The 13,728-nt window shown below is 71.4% G+C and carries 13 protein-coding genes; 7 read left to right on the top strand and 6 right to left on the bottom strand.

The window, feature by feature from the left end; translation table 11 throughout:
- Positions 1 to 137: 137 nt before the first annotated feature.
- From ACZ3IL_RS04485 to ACZ3IL_RS04465, 5 genes are all read right to left on the bottom strand, one after another.
- Entirely contained in the window at positions 138 to 1,376 is a 1,239-nt protein-coding gene (locus ACZ3IL_RS04485) for a hypothetical protein (protein ID WP_467386417.1), read from the bottom strand.
- Positions 1,366 to 2,160, bottom strand: coding sequence for a DUF8175 domain-containg protein (locus ACZ3IL_RS04480; protein ID WP_467386415.1), 795 nt, complete (start codon positions 2,158 to 2,160; stop codon positions 1,366 to 1,368). The genes ACZ3IL_RS04485 and ACZ3IL_RS04480 overlap by 11 nt, the downstream gene beginning before the upstream one ends.
- Positions 2,161 to 2,177: 17 nt before the next feature.
- Positions 2,178 to 2,459 (bottom strand): hypothetical protein, encoded by a 282-nt coding sequence (locus ACZ3IL_RS04475; RefSeq protein WP_467386413.1) that lies wholly within the window; start codon positions 2,457 to 2,459, stop codon positions 2,178 to 2,180.
- 167 nt (positions 2,460 to 2,626) lie between these two features.
- Entirely contained in the window at positions 2,627 to 2,869 is a 243-nt protein-coding gene (locus ACZ3IL_RS04470) for a hypothetical protein (RefSeq protein WP_467386411.1), read from the bottom strand.
- Between the two features lie 22 nt (positions 2,870 to 2,891).
- Complete coding sequence (locus tag ACZ3IL_RS04465) at positions 2,892 to 3,479, bottom strand: DUF6668 family protein (RefSeq protein WP_467386409.1); 588 nt, start codon at positions 3,477 to 3,479, stop codon at positions 2,892 to 2,894.
- Positions 3,480 to 3,646: 167 nt separating this feature from the next.
- Here ACZ3IL_RS04465 and ACZ3IL_RS04460 point away from each other — a divergent pair, with 167 nt between their 5' ends.
- From ACZ3IL_RS04460 to tuf, 7 genes are all read left to right on the top strand, one after another.
- On the top strand, positions 3,647 to 4,684 hold the full coding sequence (locus ACZ3IL_RS04460) for a peptidoglycan DD-metalloendopeptidase family protein (protein ID WP_467386407.1): 1,038 nt from the start codon (positions 3,647 to 3,649) through the stop codon (positions 4,682 to 4,684).
- A 38-nt stretch (positions 4,685 to 4,722) separates the two neighbouring features.
- Positions 4,723 to 5,397, top strand: a complete 675-nt coding sequence (locus ACZ3IL_RS04455) for a hypothetical protein (protein WP_467386406.1) — start codon at positions 4,723 to 4,725, stop codon at positions 5,395 to 5,397.
- Positions 5,398 to 6,338: 941 nt separating this feature from the next.
- Positions 6,339 to 6,749: a hypothetical protein gene (locus ACZ3IL_RS04450; RefSeq protein ID WP_467386404.1), complete on the top strand. Its 411-nt coding sequence runs from the start codon at positions 6,339 to 6,341 to the stop codon at positions 6,747 to 6,749.
- A 323-nt stretch (positions 6,750 to 7,072) separates the two neighbouring features.
- On the top strand, positions 7,073 to 7,444 hold the full coding sequence (rpsL, locus tag ACZ3IL_RS04445) for a 30S ribosomal protein S12 (protein WP_003948652.1): 372 nt from the start codon (positions 7,073 to 7,075) through the stop codon (positions 7,442 to 7,444).
- A gap of 2 nt (positions 7,445 to 7,446) precedes the next feature.
- Positions 7,447 to 7,917 carry a 30S ribosomal protein S7 gene (gene rpsG / locus ACZ3IL_RS04440; protein WP_015035567.1) on the top strand — a complete coding sequence of 157 codons (471 nt, stop codon included), beginning with the start codon at positions 7,447 to 7,449 and terminating at the stop codon, positions 7,915 to 7,917.
- A 39-nt stretch (positions 7,918 to 7,956) separates the two neighbouring features.
- Positions 7,957 to 10,083, top strand: coding sequence for an elongation factor G (gene fusA / locus ACZ3IL_RS04435; protein WP_467386401.1), 2,127 nt, complete (start codon positions 7,957 to 7,959; stop codon positions 10,081 to 10,083).
- Positions 10,084 to 10,233: 150 nt separating this feature from the next.
- Positions 10,234 to 11,427, top strand: a complete 1,194-nt coding sequence (gene tuf, locus ACZ3IL_RS04430) for an elongation factor Tu (RefSeq protein ID WP_388687963.1) — start codon at positions 10,234 to 10,236, stop codon at positions 11,425 to 11,427.
- Between the two features lie 115 nt (positions 11,428 to 11,542).
- Here the strand turns inward: tuf and ACZ3IL_RS04425 are convergent, their stop codons facing one another.
- Positions 11,543 to 13,531 carry a PIG-L family deacetylase gene (locus ACZ3IL_RS04425; RefSeq protein ID WP_467386399.1) on the bottom strand — a complete coding sequence of 663 codons (1,989 nt, stop codon included), beginning with the start codon at positions 13,529 to 13,531 and terminating at the stop codon, positions 11,543 to 11,545.
- Between the last annotated feature and the right edge of the window lie 197 nt (positions 13,532 to 13,728).

Here is a 13,728-nt window from a genome sequence, read left to right as displayed (position 1 = left end):
GGGGGGGGGTTGCCGCCGGGGGCTTAGGGCTTTTGTTCTCGGGGTTGGTTGGGTTTTTGGGGGGGGGGGGGGGGGGGGCCGGGGGGGGGGCCCCGGGGGGGGGGCCGGCGCGCCGCGCGCCCCCCCCGCCGCCGTGGTTACTGGTTGTGGCCCTTCATACCGTCGTTGTCGTCCAGGGAGCCCGCGACCTCGTTGGCCGCGTTCAGGCCCGCCTGGGCGACCACCGCCGCGGCCTGGACGGCGACCATCGCGGGGCCCGCGGCCGCCGCGGCGCCACCGGCCGCCGCTCCCGCGCCACCCGCTCCGGCGCCTCCGGCACCGCCCGCGCCGGCCGACGGGGCCGCGCCGGCGCCGGACGACGGGGAGCCCGCGGGGCCCCGTCCGCCGCCTCCGCCACCACCGGCGCCACCCCCGCCTCCGCCTCCGCCGCCTCCGCCGCCACTGGCGATGCTGATCGCACCGCTCGCGATGCTGTTGGCGAAGTTGAGGGCCACGGTGCCGCCCGAGGTGCCGCCGAGCGCGGCGGTCGCCGGGACGATCAGCTTGAGCAGGGCGGGCAGGGCGAAGACCGAGAGGATGAGCATGCCCATGCCCGCGATGGTGTTCTCCAGGCCCGGGTCCTTCCGGCTCTGGGTCATGGACGTGGCCGAGTAGATGATCAGCGCGGCGGCCGGCTTGTAGAGCAGCCAGGCGACCAGCCAGCCGATGTGCTTCTTCCACCAGCCGTCGCCCCAGCCCGTCATCGAGGAGGCGGCGGCGATGGGGAGGGTGCCGATCAGCATGATGAGCACGCCCAGCCTGATGTACATCAGGATGATCTGCACGAAGCTGGCCAGCATGACCAGCAGGCCGAAGATCAGGATCAGGCCGGGGCTGGTCAGGGCGGTGACGCCGAGGATGGTCTCGGCGTTGTCCCCCAGGTTGGCCTTCCTGTAGACCTCCTGGGCGTACGCGTCCGACGCCTGGTACAGCAGACCGGCCACGACGGGGACGAGGGTGGAGACCAGGATGACCTTCCACATGCCCATGAACGCCTGCTGCATGGACTGGCCCTTGCGCTCGTAGGCCATCCTGATCGCGGCGACGAGGACGGAGGCGACGGCCACGTAGCCGACGATCCACTTCGTCTCGCCGATGATCATGTCGAGCCCGGTGCCCCCCTCGGGGTTGAGGCTGCTGCCCGTCCCGACCTTCATCCAGACGCCGTTGAGGGCCTTGAGGACTTCGGAGGCGGCCGCGCCGATCGCGTTCGCGAAGGCCTCCACGGCGCTGCCGACCACGCTGTCGACGGCGCCCTTGGCGCCGTCCTTGGCGCACTGCAGCGGACTGGTGGCGCACTCGAGGATGTCTCCGGGGCCGGGCAGGTCAAGCGCCACTTCCGCCTCCCCAGAGGACGAATCCGTCCGTGCCGCCGACCGGGGTGATGCTCTCCGTGATGGAGCCGCTCAGCGTGGGACGGAGCTTCCAGTCCCCGCCCTCCCAGACGACCGAGACGGTGCCCGTGACGTACGCGCCCTCGGGGAGCCGCATGAGCATCATCACCGTGGCGCGGTCCTTGTCGTAGGTGACCATGCTGAAGCCCACGTAGGTGCCGTTGCTGCCCGGTGCGCCGGCGTCGTTCTCGTCCTTCTTCGCGGCGCGGGACTTCTTGAGGGCCTCCGTGCCGGGGCCGCGGGCGAACTGCCTCTCGACGACGGCCTTCCAGTCCGAACCGCCCATCTTGGTGGAGATGGAGTGCACCGCGAGCGCCGCGCCCAGCGGCGTGCGCGCGAAGCAGGACCAGACGGGTCCGTCGTACTGGAGGGGGCCCGCCGTCGCGGACACCGGGACGAGTTCCGCCCGGTAGACCTTCCACTTCAGGTCCGCCGGGCTCTTCGGCGGAACCGTCTGGTCGCCGTCGTCCGTACGGCAGCCCGCCGGGCGGGGTTCCTCCGTCCCGTTCGACGGCGCGCCCGAGGGAGTGGGCCGTGTGCCCGAGGTGGGGGACGCCGTCGTCTCCGGCCCCCGGCCGGCGTTCGCGTCCCCGTCGTCGGCGAGCACCACGAAGCCGCCGACCAACGCCAACACCAGGAAGAATCCGGCGGACAGCAGCCAGCCGGGCTGCTGCCAGAACGGCTTCTCCCACTCGCCACTGCTGTTTCGCCGGCTTCGCGGACTCATGGGTCGGCCTTCCCGGGTCAGTTGAAGACGAAGGAGACGAGCGGTCCGGCGGTGGCGACCAGGATGCATCCGCCCAGCACCATGCCGAGGCGGCCCATGTGCTCCGAGCCCTCGCCCCGGCGCATGGAGATCGCCATCATGGCGCCGGTGATCAGCACGCCCGCGACGCCCGCCGCGGTTCCCGCCCACGCGACGATGCCGAGGACGTCGTTGACCTTGCTGGTGAGTTCCTTCGGCGCGTCCATGCCCGGCTTGGGCACGTCGGCGGCGAGGACGATGTCGCGGACCTTGCTCAACATGGAGAAGCTCCCCCCGTGGAAGTGAGCCGTTTTGGCTCAAATGTGTTGTCTCTGGTGGTGGTTGGGCGGCGAAGTCGCCGCTGCATCATGTCAGGGCTTCTTCGGTGCGTGTCCGTTCGAGGCCGCAACAGTGACCTGTTCGGAACGGAACGCGGTCCGAAATCCCTTCAAGGCAGCAGGAACTGGACGAGCGGCCCGGCGGTCGCCCCGATGATGCAGGCCCCCATCACGACCGCGAACTGTGTCAAGTGCTCCTCCCCGCTTCCCGATCGCAGCGAGATCGCCATCCGCGACCCGATGATCAGGACGCCCAGCACGCCCGCGGCGGTGACCAGCCAGGCGAGGTAGCCGAGGATCTGGTTGAGGGGACCGGTGACGTTCGCACCGGGAGCGGCCAGTATCAGTTCCATCTCGTACTTCCCGTGGGCCGGTTCAGGTGCCGGCGACGAGCCGGCCGAGTGCGGCGACCTCGCGCGGCAGGGGCCCGGAGAGATTACCGGTACGCCAGGACGGGACCCAAGGGACCCGGTGCACTTCGACCACCGAACCGATCACCTTGATCCGCTGGTTCAGCTCCCTCGGCAGCCGGCCGGGAGCGTCCGCGACGAGGACGACCCCGGCGAGCGTGACGCCCGCCGGAAGCTCGTTCTGCCGCTGGGCGTTGAGGATCCGGGAGACCGCCTGGAGGCCCGATGCGTGGGTGCGGGCCACCAGCAGCACGTTCCCGGGCAGCCCGGCCGCCGTGTCGGGCCAGGAGAGACCGGCGTCGTGCCCGCCGAACACCTGGGCCAGGGTGGAGGTGCCCGCCCCGCCGTGGGCCCCCCTCCAGGAGAACGGGCCGGAGGAGCCCGGCGGGACGGCCGCCCCGGGCACCGGACCGGACGGCACGGGTGCCGGAAGGTCCTGGTGCGGCACGGGAGTCGGCCCGGCCCCGTCCGGGTGCGCCGGTGCCGGCCGTGCGGAATGGTCCACCGGACCGCGGAGCCAGATCTCCGGTCCGCCGATCGTGTTCTGCTGCATATGTCCTGCCCCCGTGTCGACGTCCGTCGACTGTCTCGCGTAGCGTCCGACCCCGACAACGTACTGCGGAACTCCGGGCGTCGAGCGCGCCGGACACGTGAGGGTGCCGCCGGGCATGTGGAAGCGCGGCCCGGCGCGGGACCTCGGAACACGCCGACGGGGGAGCGATGTCAGGCAATGGGGGAAGCACGGTCGCGTGGATCGCGGGCGGTGCCTTCGCGCTGGTCGTCATGCCGGTCTTCCTGTTCGTGGGAGTCGGAGCGGGAGACGCCGGACCCGACATGTCGGGGGTCGAGGGCGGGACGCTGGACCCGAAGCACGTACCGCCGCAGTACCTGCCGTGGGTGCTGAAGGCGGGCTCCATGTGCCCGCAGATCACCCCGCCGGTCATCGCCGCGCAGATAGAGGCCGAGTCCGGCTGGATCAACGGACGGACCTCGCCCGTCGGGGCCCAGGGGCTCTCCCAGTTCATGCCCGGCACCTGGACCACCTGGGGCCGGGACGACGACGGCAACGGCCGCGTGAACCCCTTCGACCCCGGGGACGCGATCATGGCCCAGGGGCGCTACGACTGCGCCCTCGCCAAACAGGTCGAGGGGTACAAGTCCCGGGGGAAGGCGAGCGGACCGACGCTCGACCTCACCCTCGCCTCCTACAACGCGGGGCCGGGCGCGGTGCTCAAGTACGGCGGCATACCCCCGTACCAGGAGACCCAGGGCTACGTCGTCAAGATCAAGGCCGCCATGGCGAAGTACACGGCGATCGCCTCCGGGCCCGGCACGGGCACCATCCCCGCCGGGCAGCGGCTGGCCATGCCCCTCTCCGGGAACCCGCCCGTCACCTCGCCCTTCGGCATGCGCGTGCACCCCATCACCGGGGTCCGCAAGCTCCACTCCGGCATGGACTTCGGCGTGGCGACCGGAGTGCCCATCCTCGCCGCGAAGGAGGGCGTCGTCACCTTCTCCGGCATGACGCGCGGATACGGAAACCGCGTGATCGTCTCCCACGGCACGATCGGCGGCAAACAGATCTCCACGACCTACAACCACATGTCCGCGATCAGCGTCTCCAAGGGACAGAGCGTCGGCGTGGGAACGGTGGTCGGCCTCGTCGGCAGCACGGGCTACTCGACCGGGGCCCACCTGCACTTCGAGGTGCAGGAGAACGGCCAGTACGTCGACCCCGCGCCCTGGATCGGCAAATGACCGGGCGCCGGGCGGACGGGGACAGGAGGAGGACGACCGTGCGGAAGGGCATCGCCACCGTGCTCGTGACCGTCATGGGGGCGGCCGCGCTGGCCGGCTGCGGACTGAAGGACCTCCGGGAGGAGTCCGACGGCGCGGGCGGGGGGCCCGGACCGGACCCGGTGGCCTCCGGCAGCTTCACGCCCAAGGCGCCCGTCCCCCGGGGAAGGCCCCTGGACGCGGGAAGCCGGCTCCCCGCCCCGCCGAAGGCGGACGACCGGGACCCGACCTCGGTCGCCGGGGCCTGGGCGACCGTCGCCTACGGCTACGACACCGCCTACGACGCGGGACCCCAGGACGCGGTGCTCCGGGCCCTTCCCTACCTCACCCCCGAACGCGCCGCCGCCGAACGCGAGCACGTCCCGGTGGGCGGCACCGGGGACGACTGGAACGTCTGGGCGCGGCACAAGGCGTGGACCACGGTGCGGCCCGCGTTCGACGACGGCGACGACGACCTCCCGCCCGACACCCCCGTCCTCGCCTACCGGGAGGTCTTCGTCGAGGGCACGGCCCGGGGCCGGGACGGCTGGACCGGCCCCGGGCCCCGGCTCATGGCCTCGGTCAAGCTGACCCGCGCGGCCGGCGGCCCGTGGCGCGTCGCCGACGTCAGGGTGGTCACGGAGGCCGTACCGCCCGCCGTCACCGCCTCCCCTCCGTCCGCACGAAAGAACTGAGTGAGGCATCCATGTCCGTGTTCAGCCGCCGGAAGCGGGCGGAAGGAACTCCGCCGCCGCCCTCCGGGCCCGTGGCGGCCGAGGTGCGGGTGCGCGCCGACGGTTTCGCCGAGGTCGACGGCCGGCCCGTCGTGGCGGGGGTGGGGGAGACGCCCCAGGACGCCGTGCTCGACTACCTGCACCGCCTGGCCCTGACGTCCGGGGGAGCGGTCCGGGCCACGGTGTACGACGAGCGGATCGGGACGATCGTCCCGCTGCGGGTGCTGGAGGACGGGTCGAGCGCCCTCCTGGGGCAGCCGGTGCCCCTGGAGGGCGCCGGCCGGGCCTGGCCCGCGCCGGTGTCGGACCTCGGGTCCCGGACCGCTCCGGCGGCACCGGCACCTCCGCCCGCGACTCCGGCACCGGAAGACCCGGCGCCCCGGCGGGAGCCCGTACCGGCGCCTGGACCGGCGCCTGAACCGGTGCCGGGACCGACGCCTGAACCGACGCCCGGGCCGGCGCTTGAACCGGCCCCCGCACCGGCCGCGTCTCCCGTGCCGCCTCCGGTTCCCGTGCCGACGCCCGTGCCGTCCCCGGCGTCCACGCCGATGCCCGTGCCGTCTCCCTCCCCCGTGCCGACGTCCGTGCCGTCCCCGGCGTCCACGCCGATGCCCGTGCCGTCTCCCTCCCCCGTGCCGACGTCCGTGCCGTCTCCGGTTCCGGAGCCGACGCCCGTGCCGTCTCCCTCCCCCGTGCCGACGTCCGTGCCGGCCCCGGTGCCGGCCCCGTCTCCCGTGCCGTCTCCGGTTCCCGGGCCGACGCCCGTGCCGTCCCCGGCGTCCACGCCGACGCCCGTGCCGTCCCCGGTTCCGGAGCCGACGCCCACGCCGTCTCCGGTTCCCGCACCGCCGCCGCCGGCGCCGTCCCCCCGTCCTCCCGTCGGCGATCCGGCCGCCGGCCCCGTGGCCCGCATCCACGAGGCGCTTCAGTCCGGGCGCATCGAGTGGGCCGCCACCCTCGCCCTGCAGAGCGTGAACGAGGCCGCCGCGCGCCTCGGCCCGGAGGCGCCGGAGACGCTGCGGCTGCGCGAGCTCAACGCGTACGTCGCCTTCGTCGCGGGGGACAGCCACCGCGCCTTCGAGGGGTCTCTGGAGATCGCCCGCATACGGGCCGGACGCGACGACCCGCAGGCGCTGCAGAGCGTGATGAACGCGGCGGCGGCCTGGCTCAGGGTCTCGGACCCCCGCGAGGGGCTCCGGATGGGGCGCGATCTGATCGCCCTCTGGTCCACCCTGCCCCCGGCGGACCAGGCCCGGCTGGAGTCCGCGCGGGCCCGGATGGCCCGGCTGGAGCGGCGGGCGGAGACCGGCTAGGAGGCACGGACCCACCACGCACCGCGCGGGCGCCGTCCGCGCGGTGCGGCCCGGCCCCGCCGCGTCCGCTCCCCGCCGCCGCTCGGCCGCGTCCCATTTGTTTTGACCGGAGTCCGTGCGATAGGTACGCTCAAGCCTTGTGCCTGGGGTGTGCCTGGGCTCGTGTGCGTGTCTTCAGCCGCACGGCGAGTCAGATATCGGCCACCGTGATCCGCGCTTTTTCCGCCCTTGGCGGGGTCCGCGTGATTCGACACACCCGACCGCGTGGGTCGGTGACTGTTCCGGGTTAGTTTTACCGACGGCACACAGAAACCGGAGAAGTAGTGCCTACGATCCAGCAGCTGGTCCGGAAGGGCCGGCAGGACAAGGTCGAGAAGAACAAGACGCCCGCACTCGAGGGTTCCCCTCAGCGTCGCGGCGTCTGCACGCGTGTGTTCACGACCACCCCGAAGAAGCCGAACTCGGCCCTCCGTAAGGTCGCGCGTGTGCGTCTGACCTCCGGCATCGAGGTCACGGCCTACATCCCGGGTGAGGGTCACAACCTGCAGGAGCACTCGATCGTGCTCGTGCGCGGTGGCCGTGTGAAGGACCTGCCGGGTGTTCGTTACAAGATCATCCGCGGTTCCCTCGACACGCAGGGCGTCAAGAACCGTAAGCAGGCTCGCAGCCGCTACGGCGCCAAGAAGGAGAAGTAAGAATGCCTCGTAAGGGCCCCGCCCCGAAGCGCCCGGTCATCATCGACCCGGTCTACAGCTCTCCTCTTGTCACCTCGCTGATCAACAAGATCCTGCTGGACGGCAAGCGTTCCACCGCCGAGCGCATCGTGTACGGCGCCATGGAGGGTCTTCGCGAGAAGACCGGCCAGGACCCGGTCATCACGCTGAAGCGCGCTCTCGAGAACGTGAAGCCGGCCCTCGAGGTCAAGTCCCGCCGTGTCGGTGGCGCCACCTACCAGGTGCCGATCGAGGTCAAGCCGGGCCGCGCGTCCACGCTCGCCCTCCGCTGGCTCGTCGGTTACTCCCGCGCCCGTCGCGAGAAGACCATGACCGAGCGCCTCATGAACGAGCTGCTCGACGCCTCGAACGGCCTCGGCGCTGCGGTCAAGAAGCGTGAGGACACGCACAAGATGGCCGAGTCCAACAAGGCCTTCGCGCACTACCGCTGGTAGTCGCAACCCACATCGAGACCGAGAGAAGACTGAGCCGATATGGCTACCACTTCGCTTGACCTTGCCAAGGTGCGCAACATCGGCATCATGGCGCACATCGACGCGGGCAAGACGACCACCACCGAGCGGATCCTGTTCTACACCGGTGTCTCGTACAAGATCGGTGAAGTCCACGACGGCGCTGCCACGATGGACTGGATGGAGCAGGAGCAGGAGCGCGGCATCACGATCACGTCCGCCGCGACGACCTGCCACTGGTCGCTCGAGAACGTCGATCACACGATCAACATCATCGACACGCCCGGCCACGTCGACTTCACCGTCGAGGTGGAGCGTTCGCTGCGCGTGCTCGACGGTGCTGTCACCGTGTTCGACGGCGTGGCCGGCGTCGAGCCGCAGTCCGAGACCGTCTGGCGTCAGGCGGACCGCTACGGCGTTCCGCGCATCTGCTTCGTCAACAAGCTCGACCGCACCGGTGCCGACTTCCTGCGCTGCGTCGACATGATCGTGAACCGCCTCGGCGCGACCCCGATCGTCATGCAGCTCCCGATCGGTGCCGAGGCCGACTTCCAGGGCGTGGTCGACCTCGTCCGCATGAAGGCGCTCGTCTGGTCCGCCGAGGCCAGCAAGGGCGAGATGTACGACGTCGTCGACATCCCGGCCGAGCTGACCGAGCTGGCCGACGAGTACCGCGGCAAGCTGGTCGAGACCGTCGCGGAGAACGACGAAGAGATCATGGAGCTCTTCCTCGAGGGCGTCGAGCCCACCGAGGAGCAGCTGTACGCCGCGGTCCGTCGCATCACCATCGCCTCCGGCAAGGGCGGCGAGACCACGGTCACCCCCGTGTTCTGTGGCACCGCGTTCAAGAACAAGGGCGTCCAGCCCCTGCTCGACGCGGTCGTCCGCTACCTGCCGTCGCCCCTGGACGTCGAGGCCATCGAGGGCCAGGACGTCAAGGACCCCGAGGTCGTCGTCCGGCGCAAGCCGTCCGACGACGAGCCGCTGTCGGCCCTCGCGTTCAAGATCGCGAGCGACCCGCACCTCGGCAAGCTCACCTTCGTCCGGATCTACTCCGGTCGCCTGGAGGCCGGCACCGCGGTGCTGAACTCCGTCAAGGGCAAGAAGGAGCGCATCGGCAAGATCTACCGCATGCACGCGAACAAGCGTGAGGAGATCGACTCGGTGGGCGCCGGCGACATCGTCGCCGTCATGGGCCTCAAGCAGACCACCACCGGTGAGACGCTGTGCGACGACAAGAACCCGGTCGTCCTGGAGTCCATGGACTTCCCGGCGCCGGTCATCCAGGTCGCCATCGAGCCCAAGTCCAAGGGTGACCAGGAGAAGCTGGGTGTCGCCATCCAGCGTCTCGCGGAGGAGGACCCCTCCTTCCAGGTCCACTCGGACGAGGAGACCGGCCAGACCATCATCGGTGGCATGGGCGAGCTCCACCTCGACATCCTCGTCGACCGCATGCGGCGCGAGTTCAAGGTCGAGGCGAACGTCGGCAAGCCGCAGGTCGCGTACCGCGAGACGATCCGCAAGGCCGTCGAGCGCGTGGACTACACCCACAAGAAGCAGACCGGTGGTACCGGTCAGTTCGCCAAGGTGCAGATCGCGATCGAGCCCATCGAGGGCGGCGACGCCTCGTACGAGTTCGTGAACAAGGTCACCGGTGGCCGCATCCCGAAGGAGTACATCCCCTCGGTCGACGCGGGTGCGCAGGAGGCCATGCAGTTCGGCATCCTGGCCGGCTACGAGATGACCGGCGTTCGCGTCATCCTTCTCGACGGTGGCTACCACGAGGTCGACTCCTCCGAGCTCGCGTTCAAGATCGCCGGTTCGCAGGCCTTCAAGGAGGCCGCGCGGAAGGCTTCGCCGGTCATCCTCGAACCCATGATGTCCGTCGAGGTCACCACGCCCGAGGACTACATGGGCGAGGTCATCGGCGACATCAACTCCCGCCGTGGCCAGATCCAGGCCATGGAGGAGCGCAGCGGCGCTCGCGTCGTGCGGGGCCTCGTGCCCCTCTCGGAGATGTTCGGCTACGTCGGAGACCTCCGCAGCAAGACCTCGGGTCGCGCAAGCTACTCGATGCAGTTCGACTCCTACGCCGAGGTTCCCCGGAACGTCGCCGAGGAGATCATCGCGAAGGCCAAGGGCGAGTAACTCTTCCGAGTTCACGCTTTAGGCTTGACACCGAACGCCGGGGCTCGGCCCCCGAAACCCGAGGAACGGGCCCCGGCGGACGGCATCCCAGCAAAGATCACCTGGCGCCGATGAGCAAGGCGTACAGAACCACTCTCCAGGAGGACCCCCGTGGCGAAGGCGAAGTTCGAGCGGACTAAGCCGCACGTCAACATCGGCACCATCGGTCACATCGACCACGGTAAGACGACCCTCACGGCCGCCATTACCAAGGTGCTGCACGACGCGTACCCGGACCTGAACGAGGCCTCGGCCTTCGACCAGATCGACAAGGCTCCCGAGGAGCGCCAGCGCGGTATCACGATCTCGATCGCGCACGTCGAGTACCAGACCGAGTCGCGTCACTACGCCCACGTCGACTGCCCCGGTCACGCGGACTACATCAAGAACATGATCACGGGTGCGGCGCAGATGGACGGCGCCATCCTCGTGGTCGCCGCCACCGACGGCCCGATGCCGCAGACCAAGGAGCACGTGCTCCTGGCCCGCCAGGTCGGCGTTCCCTACATCGTCGTCGCCCTGAACAAGGCCGACATGGTGGACGACGAGGAGATCCTGGAGCTCGTCGAGCTCGAGGTTCGTGAGCTCCTCTCCGAGTACGAGTTCCCGGGCGACGACCTGCCGGTCGTCCGTGTCTCGGCGCTCAAGGCCCTCGAGGGCGACAAGGAGTGGGCGGACAAGCTCCTCGGTCTGATGAAGGCCGTCGACGAGTCCATCCCGCAGCCCGAGCGCGACGTCGACAAGCCGTTCCTGATGCCGATCGAGGACGTCTTCACGATCACCGGTCGTGGCACCGTCGTCACCGGTCGCATCGAGCGCGGTGTCCTCAAGGTCAACGAGACCGTCGACATCATCGGCATCAAGACCGAGAAGACCACCACCACGGTCACCGGCATCGAGATGTTCCGCAAGCTGCTCGACGAGGGCCAGGCCGGTGAGAACGTCGGTCTGCTCCTCCGTGGCATCAAGCGCGAGGACGTCGAGCGCGGCCAGGTCATCATCAAGCCGGGTTCGGTCACGCCGCACACCAGCTTCGAGGCCCAGGCCTACATCCTGTCGAAGGACGAGGGTGGCCGTCACACCCCGTTCTTCAACAACTACCGCCCGCAGTTCTACTTCCGTACCACGGACGTGACCGGCGTCGTGACCCTCCCCGAGGGCACCGAGATGGTCATGCCGGGCGACAACACCTCCATGTCCGTCGAGCTGATCCAGCCCGTCGCCATGGAGGAGGGCCTCAAGTTCGCCATCCGTGAGGGTGGCCGGACCGTCGGCGCCGGCCAGGTCGTCAAGATCAACGCCTGATCTCGCACTGACCTGGTGGCTCGCAGGAGCCGCTGAGCGATAAGGGGAAGGCCCCGCACCGAGAGGTGCGGGGCCTTCTTCGCGTTCCGCCACCGGGGCCGCCGCGGCCGGGCCCTCAGGGCCGCCAGCTCCACGGCCGCCCGTCGGCGCCGACGCCCACCACGGTCACGCCCCGCGCGCCCAGGTGCAGCGCGGCCGAGACCACCGGCCCGCCGGCCGTACGGGTGCGCCTCCGGCCGCCGGCCCGCACCGTCACCCGGCCGCGCGGGTCCGTGCCGAGCAGGACGGTCCCGAGCGCCGCCGTGTGCGCGGCGACCACGCCCCCGTACCCGTCGAGGCCGGTGTCGCCGTGCGGGCCGGTCAGCTTCCCGGACGCCGGGGCCCGGTGGTACAGCGCGCCGTTCGCGCTCGCCACCGTGGAGCCGGAGAGCGGCAGGCGTTCCGCCCGTTCCGCTCCGTCCACCCAGTGCCGCACGGACTCCCGGCCCGCCGCGTAGAGGTGCGTCCGGCCCGCCGCGTCCACCGAGACGGCCAGCCCGTCTTGGACCTCCGCGTTCCCGGGGAGGGGCCGCCAGGGGCTCCAGGTCCCGTCCGCCGACCGGACCCTGGTCGAGACTCCCTTGTCCGCGTTCCGCACGAAGAGGTGGACCCGGCCGTCGGGGGCCGCGACCGCCACCGGAGAACCGATTCTGCGTCCCCGGTCGTTCGTGCGCTCCGGGTTGCCCAGGCCCCGCCAGGCGAGGAACGGGCCGCCGGGGGAGCGCTGCTCCAGGAGGACCACCTCGCGCCGGTTGGCCCCGCCGTGCCCGTCGAGCGCGGCGAACCGCACGCCGAAGAGCAGCGTCCGGCCGTCGTCGAGCACGGCCGAACCGAGCACCGGGGCCAGCGGGCCGCCGCCCAGGTCCTCCGGCCCGCCCCAGACGCCGCTGCCGGGCGCCGACTCGCGCCGGCGGACCGCGCGCGTGCCCAGCACCCCGTACGCCACGAGCCGCCCGTCCGGCTCCTCGGCGAGCGCCGGACGGGCACCGGGCCAGCGGTGGTGGGTGGAGCGGACCCAGCCCTTGCGGTTGGTCAGCGGCCGGTCCCCGCCCACGCCGTAGTCGCCGCAGCCCGAGGGGTTCCCGCACCGCCAGGACGGGCTCCCGCCGTACGGGACGAGCCGGGCGGCCTTCTCCTTCAGGACCCCCGGCGGGAGGTTCTTGGGCCAGTGCCGGTTGTAGTAGCCCCGGAAGGCGGTCGTGGTGAAGGCCGGCACCGGCTCGCCGTCCCGCACCGCGTCCGCGACGCGGCGGCACAGCGCGGCCCAGGTGAAGCAGGCGACCGCCGTGTGGTCCCCGTGGTCCTCGTAGCCCGGCTGTTCGGAGTCCCGCCGCCGGTCCGCGTCACCGGCGTGCTGGATGTCGGGGTCCGGGTCCAGGGTGTGCACCACGGTGGGCCGGTAGCGGGCGAGCAGCCCGGCGAGGACGCCGACCAGCCCGTCGTAGTCGTAGGTGTCCGTACGGGTGAGGGGGGAGCCCGCCGGCAGGTGGGTCCGCACCTCCAGGGAGCGGTCCTCCCAGAGCGCGGGCAGGGCCATGTACCGGCGGGGGACGTGCATCGGCAGGTTGAGGAAGACCAGCTCGACCCTGCGGGTGCCGTGCGCGAGCACGTCGACCTCGGCCCGGCGGCCCCCCGGGAGCGTCAGGACCTCCCGCCGCCACGGCGTGAACACCGGGAGGCCGAGGGCCACGGCGTACGACTGGCGCAGCCCCTGGTGACGGGCGGCGGAGTAGGCCGCCCGGTCCGGGCGGGCCCCGGGCGTCCCCGCGGCCCGGTTCCTGCCGTCGTGCTCCCCGGCGGTCACGTACACGGAGACGAGCGGGACCCCCGCGTCGACCAGCCGCTGCGAGTCCGGGTTCATGAAGTACAGGTCGTCGTCCGGGTGCGCGGCGAACTGCATCAGGAGCGCCCGGCCGGGCGGCGTCGGGGCGACCGGCTTCCCCGGCGCCGGATCGGCGGTCGGCCCGGCCCGGCGGGGCTCCGGCACGGAGCACCCGGCGACGGCCGGAGCGGCCGCGAGGGCGGCGGCGAGAACCGTCCTGCGGCGGGGGGTGGTGTGCTGCACTGCGGGGCCCTTCCCTCATCGGTCTCCCGGGAAGACGGACGGGTGTGCGAAGGGGTTGTGTCCGTACGGCACGGCCGGCGGCCGTCTCGGATGACGGAACCCGGACTCCGCTCACTGGTGCTCACGATCACATGGATGTAACAGTGAGGACGACGGCGGCGGGACGAAGGGGTTCCGGACGGCCGTCCCTCCCTCCC

It is taken from the genome of Streptomyces sp. NPDC014907 (assembly GCF_055562975.1).
This window is presented reverse-complemented; position numbering and strand designations above follow the sequence as displayed.